12 protein-coding genes and 1 pseudogene are annotated in these 13,648 nt (G+C 51.2%); 3 read left to right on the top strand and 10 right to left on the bottom strand.

What is annotated here, in order from left to right:
* Nucleotides 1-2: 2 nt before the first annotated feature.
* From MES37_RS01905 to MES37_RS01890, 4 genes are read right to left on the bottom strand one after another with little or no spacing between them, the layout of a single operon-like run.
* Nucleotides 3-641 (bottom strand): NADH:ubiquinone reductase (Na(+)-transporting) subunit D, encoded by a 639-nt coding sequence (locus MES37_RS01905; RefSeq protein ID WP_081908371.1) that lies wholly within the window; start codon nt 639-641, stop codon nt 3-5.
* The gene (locus tag MES37_RS01900) at nt 634-1,428 is read right to left on the bottom strand and encodes a Na(+)-translocating NADH-quinone reductase subunit C (RefSeq protein ID WP_237930004.1); all 795 of its coding nucleotides are present in this window, start codon (nt 1,426-1,428) and stop codon (nt 634-636) included. The genes MES37_RS01905 and MES37_RS01900 overlap by 8 nt, the downstream gene beginning before the upstream one ends.
* Nucleotides 1,421-2,659 carry an NADH:ubiquinone reductase (Na(+)-transporting) subunit B gene (locus tag MES37_RS01895; RefSeq protein ID WP_237930003.1) on the bottom strand — a complete coding sequence of 413 codons (1,239 nt, stop codon included), beginning with the start codon at nt 2,657-2,659 and terminating at the stop codon, nt 1,421-1,423. The genes MES37_RS01900 and MES37_RS01895 overlap by 8 nt, the downstream gene beginning before the upstream one ends.
* Nucleotides 2,660-2,662: 3 nt before the next feature.
* Nucleotides 2,663-4,006: a Na(+)-translocating NADH-quinone reductase subunit A gene (locus tag MES37_RS01890; protein WP_237930002.1), complete on the bottom strand. Its 1,344-nt coding sequence runs from the start codon at nt 4,004-4,006 to the stop codon at nt 2,663-2,665.
* A 486-nt stretch (nt 4,007-4,492) separates the two neighbouring features.
* Here MES37_RS01890 and dpaA point away from each other — a divergent pair, with 486 nt between their 5' ends.
* Complete coding sequence (gene dpaA / locus MES37_RS01885; RefSeq protein WP_064549301.1) at nt 4,493-5,230, top strand: peptidoglycan meso-diaminopimelic acid protein amidase; 738 nt, start codon at nt 4,493-4,495, stop codon at nt 5,228-5,230.
* On the opposite strand, the gene MES37_RS01880 is transcribed toward dpaA, so the two are convergent.
* Nucleotides 5,201-5,968, bottom strand: a complete 768-nt coding sequence (locus MES37_RS01880; RefSeq protein WP_064549303.1) for a class II glutamine amidotransferase — start codon at nt 5,966-5,968, stop codon at nt 5,201-5,203. The two genes, dpaA and MES37_RS01880, sit on opposite strands and share 30 nt — an antisense overlap.
* Before the next feature lie 169 nt (nt 5,969-6,137).
* Nucleotides 6,138-6,719, bottom strand: coding sequence for a D-sedoheptulose 7-phosphate isomerase (lpcA, locus tag MES37_RS01875; protein WP_064516752.1), 582 nt, complete (start codon nt 6,717-6,719; stop codon nt 6,138-6,140).
* 213 nt (nt 6,720-6,932) lie between these two features.
* Here lpcA and fadE point away from each other — a divergent pair, with 213 nt between their 5' ends.
* Entirely contained in the window at nt 6,933-9,377 is a 2,445-nt protein-coding gene (gene fadE, locus MES37_RS01870; protein ID WP_121814252.1) for an acyl-CoA dehydrogenase FadE, read from the top strand.
* Between the two features lie 109 nt (nt 9,378-9,486).
* The gene (locus MES37_RS01865; RefSeq protein WP_064549306.1) at nt 9,487-10,254 is read left to right on the top strand and encodes an amidohydrolase; all 768 of its coding nucleotides are present in this window, start codon (nt 9,487-9,489) and stop codon (nt 10,252-10,254) included.
* A gap of 2 nt (nt 10,255-10,256) precedes the next feature.
* Here the strand turns inward: MES37_RS01865 and uraH are convergent, their stop codons facing one another.
* From uraH to MES37_RS01845, 4 genes and pseudogenes are all read right to left on the bottom strand, one after another.
* A complete protein-coding gene (gene uraH / locus MES37_RS01860; RefSeq protein WP_064549308.1) occupies nt 10,257-10,592 on the bottom strand; it encodes a hydroxyisourate hydrolase in 336 nt (111 codons plus the stop codon).
* Entirely contained in the window at nt 10,589-11,107 is a 519-nt protein-coding gene (gene uraD / locus MES37_RS01855; RefSeq protein WP_237930012.1) for a 2-oxo-4-hydroxy-4-carboxy-5-ureidoimidazoline decarboxylase, read from the bottom strand. Before uraD ends, uraH begins: the two co-directional genes overlap by 4 nt.
* Nucleotides 11,090-12,343, bottom strand: a pseudogene (hpxK, locus tag MES37_RS01850) (allantoate amidohydrolase); the annotation flags it as partial. The gene uraD and the pseudogene hpxK, both read right to left, overlap by 18 nt.
* Nucleotides 12,343-13,584, bottom strand: coding sequence for a pyridoxal-phosphate-dependent aminotransferase family protein (locus MES37_RS01845; RefSeq protein ID WP_064549310.1), 1,242 nt, complete (start codon nt 13,582-13,584; stop codon nt 12,343-12,345). The gene MES37_RS01845 and the pseudogene hpxK, both read right to left, overlap by 1 nt.
* Between the last annotated feature and the right edge of the window lie 64 nt (nt 13,585-13,648).

Genomic DNA, 13,648 nt, shown 5'->3' with positions numbered 1-13,648 from the left:
AGTTAGTCCTTTTCCTGTTGCGCAGGCTTAAGCGTACGCAAGGCCCAGATAAGCAGGCCGATAATAAAGAACGCACTTGGCGCGAGCAGGAACATACCGTTTGGCTGATACCAACCACCGTTCTGCACCGTTTCCAGTACCGTGATACCAAACAATTTTCCACTACCAATGAGTTCACGCAGGAAGCCAACCAGCAGCAATATCACACCATATCCCAAGCCATTACCGATGCCATCCATGAAGCTTGCCAACGGTGGCGACTTCATGGCGTAAGCTTCAGCACGCCCCATAACGATACAGTTAGTGATGATCAGGCCGACGAAGACCGAAAGCTGCTTGGAAATCTCGTAGGCGTAAGCACGCAGAATCTGATCCACAACGATAACCAACGAAGCAATGATCGCCATCTGCACGATGATTCGCACACTGTTTGGGATCAGATTGCGGATCATCGAAATGAACATGCTGGAAAATGCCGTTACCACGGTTACTGCGATGGTCATAACGAATGCAGTTTCCAGTTTCGTGGTCACTGCCAGCGCCGAACAGACCCCGAGTATTTGCAAGGCAATCGGGTTGTTATCCACCAAAGGACTCACCAGTACCCGTTTGACCTCTTTCATGTCTGAAATATCAGCCATTGTTGAGCGCTCCTTCACGAACGTGTTTCAGGAACGGGCCAAAACCAAGTTCACCCATCCAGAAATCAAAAGTGTGTTGTACCCCGTTTGCCGTCAGTGTGGCACCGGATAAACCATCTACCCCATACTCATCCCCCTGACGTGCACCACCTTTCACTAAGCGGATCGCTGGCTGCCCATTGTCATCAAGCAGTTTTTTACCAATCCACTGCGCACGCCAGTTCGGGTTTTCAACCTCACCACCCAGACCTGGGGTCTCACCCTGATCATAGTAAGTAATGCCTTTTACCGTACGGCCATCGGTTTGCAGAGAAACAAAGGCATACATCATCGACCACAAGCCTTTGCCATAAACTGGCAACACGACTTCCTGCACTTTATTTTGCTCATCACGCACCAGATAAATTTCGACGATATTGCTGCGCTGCTTTATCCCGGCACGGTCGTCACTTGAATCAAGCGTGATGCTCTGTGTTGGATCACGGAGTGCTGCAGCCGGGTCAAATTTTGAGGAATTTTTATCCAGTAGTTCACCACTCTTTAGGTCTAACAAGCGCGGTGTAATGCGTGACTCATAGATTGATTTGACATCTTCGCCGGTCATTTTGGGTGTTGCTAAGCCTGCAACATCCAGGATGTTACGTTGCTTATCGAGCGCTTTCTGCTCTTGCTGGCGAGCTTTAAGCCCTACAGCCGAGCCTGCCACCACGACGGAACACACCAGGCAAAGCACCAGCACCACCAGCAGTGTTCTGCCGATGCTATCGTTACTTTTCACTTCAGCCACGCGACTTCCTCCGCTTGATATTGGCCTGCACCACCAGGTAATCGAACAGTGGCGCAAAGAGGTTGGCGAACAAGATCGCCAGCATCATCCCTTCTGGATAGGCTGGGTTGACGACACGAATCAAGACACACATCACCCCGATGAGTGCCCCGTACCACCATTTACCTTTGTTGGTAAACGAGGCAGAAACAGGGTCGGTCGCCATGAACATCATGCCGAAGGCAAAACCACCCAGCACCATATGCCAGTACCACGGCATAGCAAACAGCGGGTTAGTTGCAGAACCGATGAAGTTAAACAGGGTGGCTGTCACAATCATGCCGAGCATTACCCCCGCGACAATGCGCCAGGAAGCCACGCGGCCAAACAGAATAATCGCACCGCCAATCAGAATCATCAGTGTTGAAACTTCACCAATCGAACCAGGAATGTTGCCAAGGAAAGCATCCATCCATGTGACAGGTTGACCGGTTCCTACATTCACCAGGCCTTCGCTACCGCCGTTCGCCCACTGGGAAAGAGGAGTTGCACCTGAGAAACCATCTGCCGCAGTCCACACCAAATCACCTGAAATCTGCGCAGGGTATGCGAAGAACAGGAAGGCGCGGCCAGCTAATGCCGGGTTTAGGAAGTTACGGCCTGTTCCACCGAAGATCTCTTTAGCGATAACCACACCGAAAGTGATACCGAGTGCGGCTTGCCAAAGTGGTAGCGTTGGAGGAACCACCAGCGCAAACAGAATAGAAGTGACAAAAAAGCCTTCGTTAACTTCATGTTTGCGGATGATCGCAAACATGACTTCCCAAAAACCACCCACCAAAAATACAGTGATGTAGATTGGCAGGAAGAAGACCGCCCCGAGGGTCATCATGCTGAGCCAGCCAGCATCCGGCGTAAAGTTCACTCCGAGCCATTGGGCAACAACATAATGCCAGTCAGATGAAATCACCTGTTGGAGCTGTTCTGCACCGTACATTTTGTTCAGTGCGGGAATGGTTTGTAGCCCGACGTTGTACATGCCCCAGAACATGGCTGGGAATACCGCAAACCACACCAGGATCATCATGCGTTTCAAATCGATAGCATCACGAACATGGGAAGCTCCAGGCGTAACGATGCCTGGTGTATAGAACAATGTCGCCGTAGCTTCAAAGAGTGGGTAGTATTTTTCTAGCTTTCCGCCTTGAGTGAAATGCGGCTCTAGTTTTTCAAATAAATGCTTCAAGCCCATGACTTATCCTTCCTGCTCGATGCGGGTTAACACCTCGCGTAGCACTGGACCGTATTCATACTTCCCAGGGCAAACATAGGTACAAAGCGCTAAATCTTCTTCATCCAGCTCCAGACACCCCAACGCCTGAGCGCTGTCGGTATCCCCCGCCAGTAAATCGCGCAATAACATCGTTGGCAGAATATCCAGCGGCATCACACGTTCATAGTTGCCGATTGGCACCATTGAGCGCTCACCACCATTGGTATCTGTTGAGAAGTTAAAGAGTTTCCGCTTCAGGAAGTGGCCGACGGTGGTACGGGTAATTGAATATTTATCAGCACCCGGCATAACCCAACCAAATAGCTCTTTTTCACGCCCTTCTTTCAGCACAGTAACCTGCAGGTGGAAACGACCAAGCCAGGCTAGCGGACCAGCAGCCATTGTTCCACTTAACACCGAACCCGAAACAACGCGGTTTTCGCCTTCTTCCAGCTCACCCGCCGTAAGCACATCGAGCGAAGCACCCAGGCATGTGCGAATCAGGCGCGGCTTTTTAACCTGCGGGCCAGCTAACGCAATAACGCGTTCGGTCCACAGCTCGCCTTCCACGAACAATTTGCCAATGGCAATCACATCCTGGTAATTCAGGTGCCAGACCATTTTTTGCAAACTAACCGGTTCGAGGAAGTGGATGTGTGTGCCCACTAACCCAGCGGGATGAGGGCCAGCAAACTCATTGAAAGTCACTTGCCCAACAGGATGACCACCGAGCTTACCGCCCCCCGCCTGACAGACGTGGACTTTGCCATCCGTCAATCGGGATAGCAGGGTTAAACCGGCGTCAAACATTTCGCGGTGGGCGCGAATAATGGGTTGTGGGTCAGCCGCCAGCGGATTGGTGTCGATTGCGGTGACAAAAATGGCGGCAGGAACGCTTGCGGGTTGTGGGGCTTTGCTGAATGGACGAGTCCGCAGCGCAGTCCACAAACCGGAAGCTAATAATTGCGACTGAACGGTCTCACGCGGCAGTTTGGCAAGGTTGTCTGGTGCAAAACGTTCGAAAACGACCTGCTCATCACCTTGAACCTCAATAACCAGAGATTGCAGCACTCGACGCTCGCCACGGTTAATCGCTTTTACCGTTCCACTTGCAGGTGCAGTAAAGAGTACGCCTGGGTTCTTTTTATCTTCGAAGAGTGGCTGGCCTTTCAATACCTTGTCGCCCTCTTGCACCAGCATAGAAGGACGCATGCCCACATACTCTTCACCGAGCAGGGCCACTAAGGGTATCGCTGGGCCGTCATGAATTTGCTGTTCCGGCAAACCGGCAATAGGCAAATCCAGACCTTTTTTGATTTTTATCATAAGGTTATCACGTTTAAAATTGGCTTAAACATACCGACAAAAACTGTAGCCGACAACGGATGGGTCGAAACAGGGTTCAACCGATGCGACACATAAGGCAGATTAAAAATGGAAACGCATCCGTTCACTATTGCGAGAGGGAGTGCTAAGTCGCCCTTATGATCGGGACAACTGACTTATGGATAGTTTCCGTTCTAATCCGCAGGTCAACATTCGCGGGGGATTTTAGCATCAATAGGGTCTGGAATGGCGAGAAATCGACACTCCGATATGCAGCAATGCGAGCTGTTACGCAAAAAGTTAACTTACAGGGTTTATCTATTATCAGATAAACGTTAGATATGTTGCTAAATGCTTCGTATCAAGCTTGCGAAAATTCATAACGGTGCTAATGTTGAGCGCTCCTAATCCAGAGCATTCTGATTTCGGGTCTCTTATTTTGCCGTCCTGGCATTTGGTATAAGTCTTATCAAGGAATAAAGCAGTATGCGTAAGATCGCACTCATTATTGCGATGCTTCTGATACCGTGCATGTCGTTTGCCAGCTTATTGAGCGGCAATACGTCAACCACGCCTGTCAGCAAAGAATTCAAGCAACAACTTATGGGCTCTCCTGTTTATATTCAGATATTTAAGGAAGAGCGCACACTAGAGCTATACGTAAAGATGGGCGAACAGTTCCAACTGCTCGACAGCTATAGCATCTGTAACTATTCCGGTGGGTTAGGTCCAAAACAGCGTCAGGGTGATTTTAAGAGTCCTGAAGGTTTTTATAACGTGACCCGCAACCAGCTCAAACCTGATAGCCGCTTTTATAAAGCCATTAACATCGGCTTCCCAAATGAGTTTGATCGCTCACATGGTTATCAAGGCCAATATCTGATGATTCACGGTGCTTGCGTGTCTGTTGGCTGCTATGCCATGACTGACAGCAACATTGATGAGATTTTCCAGTTTGTTACCGGGGCACTGGTGTTCGGCCAGCCAAGCGTGCAAGTTAGCATTTATCCGTTCCGCATGACTGACGCCAATATGGAACGCCACAAGTATTCGTACTACATCAACTTCTGGAAACAACTGAAGCCGGGCTATGACTACTTTACGGCAAATCACCAGCCACCAGGCGTTTCTGTTATCAGCGGTAATTACGTGATTAGTAAGCCGGTTGTGCCAACGACACAACCACAGCTGGCATCAAACTACGCGCTCCCCGAGACAAAATAATTCCGACTCACCTGGTGCAATCTTGTGCCAGGTTTCGTTTCCTGTCAGAGGTTGAGTCGCGATGACCGTGACCACATCATTGAGTGTGGTCTCTTCCTGAAAATCGATTTCCACATCCTGGTCCAACAGTTTTGCCACGCCAAAGGGTGCCCGTCGGGTTATCCAGTACAGGTTCGTGGAACAGAACGCCATCACGTAGCGCCCATCCGACAACAACATATTAAACACACCTTTCTCGCGCAATTGCCCCGCAAGTTCGGTGATGTAACGGAACACTGCCTGCATATTGCCAGGCGTTCGTGGATAACGTTGTGTCAGCTTATGCAGCAGCCAGCAAAATGCTTGTTCACTGTCAGTTTCACCGATTGGACGGAACGGCCCGGTATCAAGAGAGCGATGTCCTTTAAGCTGGCCATTGTGGGCATAAGTCCAGTTACGGCCCCATAGTTCACGCGTAAACGGATGGGTATTCTCGAGCGCCACTTTACCGCGGTTTGCCTGACGAATATGTGCGACTACTGAACAGGATTTGATCGGATAATCCTGCACAAGTTTAGCAATGGGTGAATTAAAGCTGGGTTGCGGATCTTTGAACGTGCGGCAGCCTTTACCTTCATAAAAGGTAATTCCCCAGCCATCTTTATGTGGCCCTGTTCCACCGCCACGCTGTACCAACCCAGTAAAACTAAAGCAAATATCCGTTGGTACGTTGGCGCTCATCCCGAGCAGTTCGCACATATTAACCTCCCACTACTCATTCTTTTGTTTTCACCTTCTCCCTGGGAAGAAGGCAGGGATGAGGGCGACCCGAACCTGAGGACAAACTCAATATTCAGGTGCCATCTTTTCACCCTCACCCTAACCCTAACCCTCTCCCTGATGGAGAGGGAACAAGATCAGGCAGAACTTAAGCTTTAACCATCTCTTTTTCGATAAGCTGGATCAGGATGTGAATCACTTTAATGTGAATTTCCTGAATGCGGTCAGCGTAACCAAAGTGCGGAACGCGAATTTCAACATCCGCAGTGCCATCCATTTTGCCACCGTCTTTCCCGGTCAGGGTAATGACTTTCATGCCTTTCGCACGCGCAGCTTCAATGGCTTTAATCACGTTGCCGGAATTACCTGAAGTGGAGATCCCCAGCAGCACGTCGCCTTCACGCCCAACCGCTTCAATGTAACGAGAGAATATATACTCGTAGCCAAAATCGTTGCTCACACAAGAGATGTGGCTGACATCAGAAATAGCGATTGCCGGGTAGCCTGGGCGGTTTTCACGGTAGCGACCTGTCAGTTCTTCAGCAAAGTGCATTGCATCGCAATGTGAGCCGCCGTTACCGCATGACAGCACTTTGCCGCCTGCTTTGAAGCTATCAGCCAGCAGTACTGCTGCACGCTGAATCGCGTGAATGTTAGCGTCATCTTTCAGGAAGTTAGCCAGTGTTTCTGCTGCTTCATTCAATTCGTTACGAATAAGATCCTGGTACATGAGGATGTCCTTCAGCATTTTTCGATTGATTAACCCAAGCAGTTTACCGGATAGCGCGAGAAGCGCCATAACCTCCTTCTTTTGCAGTTCTGTGCGGTAACAATGTGAGCAAGGTTGTAATTATTTTGTGAACATATTGCTAAAAAAAACCACATGAACTAAAACCAATACATCCAAGTGGTCAGACCTCCTACAAGCAAGGGAGTTTCCTATATGTTGATTTTGAGTATTGTTGCAACGGTTGTTCTCCTCGGTGTGCTTTTCTATCACCAGGTCAATTTACTGCTCAGTAGCGCAATTTTGCTGGTGTGGACGGCAGCGCTTGGTTTCGCCGGTATCTGGTCAATCTGGGTGCTCGTTCCGCTGGCGATAATTCTGGTGCCGTTCGTCTTTACACCAATGCGTAAATCTTTAATTTCCGCTCCGGTATTCCGTAGCTTCCGTAAAGTCATGCCGCCAATGTCACGTACCGAAAAAGAGGCTATCGACGCCGGTACAACCTGGTGGGAAGGTGACTTGTTCCGCGGTAAACCAGACTGGGAAAAACTGCATAACTACCCGCAGCCAAAACTGACTGAAGAAGAACAAGCCTTTATCGATGGCCCAGTTGAAGAAGCCTGCCGTCTGGCGAATGACTTCCAAATCACACACGAAATGGCAGATTTACCGCCAGAGTTGTGGGCTTATTTAAAAGAACATCGCTTCTTCGCGATGATCATCAAGAAAGAGTACGGCGGCCTGGAGTTTTCTGCTTACGCGCAATCTCGCGTACTGCAAAAACTGTCTGGTGTTTCCGGCATTCTGGCGATTACCGTAGGTGTGCCTAACTCATTAGGTCCAGGCGAACTGCTGCAACATTACGGTACTGAAGAACAGAAAGATCATTACCTGCCACGCCTGGCTCGTGGGCAAGAAATCCCTTGCTTTGCATTAACCAGCCCAGAAGCCGGTTCTGATGCAGGCGCGATTCCTGATACCGGCGTGGTTTGCATGGGCGAATGGCAAGGTCAGCAAGTTCTCGGCATGCGTCTGACCTGGAACAAGCGCTACATCACGCTGGCACCTATTGCCACTGTTCTGGGGCTGGCATTTAAATTGTCGGATCCGGACCATTTGCTGGGCGATGAAGAAGAACCAGGCATTACCTGTGCGTTAATTCCAACTCACACTCCGGGAGTGGAAATTGGTAAACGCCACTTCCCGCTCAATGTGCCATTCCAGAACGGTCCAACTCGCGGTAAAGACATTTTCGTACCGATTGATTACATCATCGGTGGTCCGAAAATGGCCGGTCAGGGCTGGCGTATGCTGGTGGAATGTCTGTCCGTTGGCCGCGGTATTACACTGCCTTCCAACTCTACCGGTGGTTTGAAATCTGTGGCGATGGCAACGGGTGCTTATGCTCATATCCGCCGTCAGTTCAGAATCTCTATCGGCAAAATGGAAGGGATTGAAGAGCCACTGGCACGTATCGCGGGTAACGCGTATGTGATGGATGCAGCCGCTTCACTGGTGACCTACGGCATCATGCTTGGCGAAAAACCAGCGGTTCTGTCTGCCATCGTGAAGTATCACTGTACCCATCGTGGCCAACGCGCCATTTTGGATGCGATGGATATTGTCGGCGGTAAAGGCATTATGCTGGGCAATTCTAACTTTGTGGCACGAGCTTATCAGGGCGCACCTATCGCCATTACCGTGGAAGGCGCAAACATCCTGACTCGCAGCATGATTATCTTCGGCCAGGGTGCTATTCGTTGCCATCCGTATGTTCTGGATGAAATGACGGCGGCGCAAAACAATGACGTTAACGCGTTCGATAAGTTGTTGTTCAAACATATCGGCCACGTCGGCAGTAACAAAATGCGCAGCCTGTGGCTGGGTCTGACCAACGGCCTGACCAGCGCCACACCGACTAACGATTCAACCAAACGCTACTATCAGTATATGAACCGGCTGAGTGCCAACCTGGCGTTGCTGTCTGATGTATCGATGGCCGTGTTAGGCGGTAGCCTGAAGCGCCGTGAACGTATCTCGGCTCGTCTGGGTGATATTCTGAGCCAGCTGTACCTCGCTTCTTCAGTACTGAAACGTTATGACGACGAAGGCCGTAACGAAGCGGATCTGCCGCTGGTTCACTGGGGCGTTCAGGATGCGTTGTATCAGGCAGAACAGGCGATTGACGATCTGCTGCGTAACTTCCCGAATGCGTTCGTGGCTGGCATGTTGCGTGTGGTTATCTTCCCACTTGGCCGCCGTTACGATGCACCATCGGACAAGCTGGATCATAAACTGGCGAAGATCATGCAGATCCCATCAGCGACACGTTCACGCATTGGTCGCGGTCAGTATCTGACGCCAAGCGAGTTCAACCCGGCAGGTCTGCTGGAAGAAGCACTGATGGACGTAATGGCTGCCGAGCCAATCCATCTGCGCATCTGCAAAGAAACCGGGCATAACCTGCCATTCACTCGCCTGGATGAACAAGCGAAACAGTGGCTGGCGGAAGGCAAAATCAACGCAGACGAAGCGGCGATCCTTACCAAAGCCGAAGCAAGCCGTCTGCGCAGTATTAATGTCGATGAGTTCGAACCGGAGGAGCTGGCAACCATGCCAGTAAAGGTGCCGGAAAAGCATCGTAAGATTGAAGCCGCATAACACTCGATAGTTTAAAAAACCCCGTTCGCGGGGTTTTTTATTGCCCAACAAAAGGCAGTTAACTCATGCTAAAGTGAATGAAAGACTGTTTATCATGAGGCTTCCGATTGTGTCTGGTTTGAAAATTACCGTTCTGCAACAACCGCTAGTCTGGATGGATGGCGCAGCCAACTTACGTCAGTTCGATGTGCTGTTAGATGGCATTCATGGCCGTGACCTGATTGTCTTGCCGGAAATGTTCACCACCGGTTTTGCCATGGAAGCCGCCACTCAGTCGCTCGCCGAAGAGGAAGTGATTGACTGGATGCAGTTTAAAGCCCAGCAAACGCAGGCGATGATTGCCGGAAGCGCAGCGCTGCAAACTGAACGCGGACCGGTGAACCGCTTTCTTCTTGTTCAGCCGGACGGCAAAGTCCATTTCTACGATAAACGTCATTTATTCCGCATGGCGGATGAGCATCATCATTATCAGGCGGGTGAAGAGCGCGTTGTGGTCGAATGGCGTGGCTGGCGTATTTTGCCGCAGGTCTGTTATGACTTGCGTTTCCCGGTATGGTCACGCAATCGCAACGATTATGACTTAGCCCTGTATGTCGCAAACTGGCCAGCACCGCGTTCGCTGCACTGGCAAAGTTTGCTGATCGCTCGTGCGATTGAAAACCAGGCGTATGTTGCTGGCTGTAACCGTGTCGGCACTGATGGAAACGGGCATCATTACCGTGGCGACAGCAAAATTATTAACCCGCAAGGCGACATTCTGGCAAATGGTGAAGCCCATAAAGCGATGCGCCTGGATGCCGATTTGTCGCTGATTGCCTTGCAGGAATACCGTGAGAAATTCCCTGCCTGGCAGGATGCCGATCCGTTTATCCTCTAGTATTAGCTTCCCCGATACGTCGACCACGACCACGGGGAAATCAAAAATGGCAGGTGATAATGCCCGCCATTTTGCGTAATCACGAAATCGATTTGCGCGGAGGGATACAACGTTTCTCTGTTCGTCGCCGCAAAATACTGGCCGATTTCTGCAGTCAGACGATAGCGCCCTGCCGCTAATGGCGATTGAGTGAAATCCTTCAAACGCCCATCAACATCCGTAACACCCTGAGCGATAATTACCCAGGTTTCTGCGTCCTGTTGTTCCAGGCGAATCACCACATTGACCGCCGGTTTTCCCAACGCAGTATCCAGAATATGCGTACTCAATTGGCTCATTGTGCAAACACTCCTTCCAGACGCAACAAGGTGATTTGGCGTAGTTGTTCCAGAGCTTCCACTTCTTCTTCCACGGCGGAGTTTTTCAGGCGGCGGTAGAGTTCACCCAGAATTTCTTCACCGCAGCGCCCCTTGGCGCGAATCAAAAACACGCGCCCAAACCGCGCTTCGTATTCGGAATTTCCCTGCGCCAGAGCCACAATTAACGCGCTGTTTTGTCCATCAACAACGGATTGTTCATTTTTTGAAAGCGCCGCTTCTTTGCTGTTGCCTTGCGCCTTTTCGCCAATCCGTGGATGGGCGCTCAGCGCCTGATTCAGCTCAGTCGTTCCCCAATCCTCGGTCAATTGCGCAGCATAATGCTGCAACACGTCGATGGCTGAAAATGGCCGCGCAGCCACTAAATGCTCAGCCCACGCGGGTATCGCAACGCATGGCGTGATAAGGCTAAGCGCTTCATGCTCTGGCGCTTCGTTAAATTCTGCCAAAGCATTTTTCGCAGCCAGCGCGATCACCGTTTGCGTATAAGCCTGCACTGCCTGCATCACATCCGCTTCCATCACCGACTCAGCCGGATGGTGGCTGATCCCGCGGTCACAACGCACAAACAACATGCCTGAAGGCCAGCATTCAGCAACCGCAATGGCATCATGCCCTGCCCCACTTGGTAGCGACAAACTGCGGCCTTGCACCGTAGTAATTGCGGAACTTAGCTGCTGCTGTAAATGAACATCACATGGCGTCGCCGGAATCGAATAATAGGTTTCAGCACTGAACGCAACTTCACGCGAGGCGGCGATTTTATCGGCCTCGTTTAAGAGATTTTCCAGCAACGCTTCGAGGTCAGAATCTCGCGGGCTGCGGATATCCAGAGTGAGTTGAACTTCACCGGGGATGACATTCGCCGCACCGGGTAAACATTGTAGCGACCCGATAGTGGCGACAATGTCTGGGGCATAAGCGCGCGCTGCACTTTCAACGAAGGTCATCCAGGCCACCGCCGCCGCAAGCGCATCTTTACGAATCACCATTGGCACCGTGCCTGCATGCCCTGCTTCACCCGTGAAGCGGCACTTTAAACGACGAGCGCCGTTGATGGCTGTTACCACGCCAAGTGCCAGGTTTTCACGCTCCAGCACCGGCCCCTGCTCAATGTGTAACTCAAGATAAGCGCTGAATTCTTCCGGGCGGCGTGCCGCACTGTGAATCCGCGACGGATCAATACCTGCATTCACTAACGCCTGAGCAACACTGATTCCCGCTGCATCTTCACAGGCTAGCCAATTATCCGGCCATGTTCCGGTAATCCCACGGCTCCCCAACAACGTGATACCAAAACGCGTCCCTTCTTCATCAGCAAAGCCGACGATTTCAATCGCCTGCTCAAGCTGGAGATCGTGCTGATACAAGAAGGCGACAACTTCCAGTGCGCTTAACACCCCTAACATGCCATCGAAACGCCCGGCATTGCGCACGGTATCCAGATGTGACCCTAGCAAAATCGCCTGAGCACCTTCTCTTGCACCTTCGTAGCGCCCGCAAATATTCCCTACCGCATCCTGCCAGGTGGTCATTCCGACCTGTTCCATCCAACTGGCGACCAAATGGTTGGCACGTAAATGTTCGGTTGAAAGGTAGACACGCGTTAACTGGCCCGGGGTTTCGCTAATTTGCGCCAGCTCATCTGCTCGCTGCATGACGCGTTTCGCGGCCAGACTTGCCTGTGCGGCATTCATCGCAAGTTTTACCATCAGCGATTTTCCTGAGAATAGACATCCCACGCCGCCTGCATTGCAGCCCCTTGCGTCGTTTTAAAACCGAGGCGATTCAAGACGGCTTCAAGCGCGGTCAGCGTTTGCAGCACGCAATCTTTACGCGCGTTATAACCCATGGTGCCAATGCGCCATATTTTGCCTTGTAGCGGGCCAAATGAGGTGCCGATTTCGATATGGAAATCATCCAGCAGCATTTTGCGCACTTCTTCGCCGTGGACGACAGATGGGATCACCACGCCCAGTACGTTATTCATTTTATGTTGCAGATCGCCGAAAGTTTCCAGACCCATGCCCTGAATCCCGGCCACCAGCGCACGTCCGTGCAACTCGTGGCGAGCGATGCCCACATCCAGACCTTCTTCGAGAATAATGCGCGCGCATTCACGTGCGGCGAACAGCATGCTGGTGGCTTCAGTATGGTGGTTGAGACGTTCCGGTCCCCAGTAATCCATCACCATGCCAAGATCGAAATAATTCGAGTAGATCATTTCGTCATCGCCATCCTGATGCGCAGAGGTGCGGATCCCTTCTTCGATACATTTACGGCGGCGAATCACTTGTTCCATTTGCGGGCTGAGAGTGATGGGAGAACTACCAGATGGGCCGCCAAGGCATTTTTGCAGCCCCGCCGAAACGGCATCTAATCCCCATGCGTCGGTTTCCAGCGCGTTACCGCCAAACGAAGCGGTCGCATCGGTATAGAACAACACGCCGTGGCGGCGGCAGATTTCGCCCAGTTCAGCCAATGGCTGCAACATAGTCGTAGAAGTGTCGCCCTGAACGGTCAGCAGTAAACGGGGTTTAACACTTTTGATAGCATCTTCGATTTGGTCAGGCGTAAACACTTCGCCCCACGGCACTTCAATGGTGTGAACTTCAGCGCGGCAGCGGCGGGCAATTTCACATAGCAGATGACCAAAACGCCCAAACACCGGCACCAGCACTTTGTCACCAGGCCGAATAGCCGAAAGTAGAATTGCTTCAATGCCGGAACGGGAAGTGCCGTCTACCAGCATCGTCCAGCGGTTTTGGGTACGGAAAAGCTCGCGATACAGCACCATCACTTCATTCATATAGCCGGTCATGACCGGGTCATATTGCCCAATTAACTGGCTCGCCATGGCGCGTAATACACGCGGATCGGCATTAATGGGTCCCGGCCCCATCAATAAACGATGAGGTGGATTAATTTGTGTGAAGTGCTGAATATCGAACATGGCATTTCCTTTTATTCTGCGTGAAACAAAAGATTCTTTATTGAAATATTCTGCAACTAATGTG

Origin of the sequence: Buttiauxella sp. S19-1, from assembly GCF_022134725.1 — a bacterium.
GTDB lineage: Bacteria > Pseudomonadota > Gammaproteobacteria > Enterobacterales > Enterobacteriaceae > Buttiauxella > Buttiauxella ferragutiae.
Note: the sequence above shows the minus strand (reverse complement) of the source record. Positions and strands in the feature narration are given on the sequence as shown.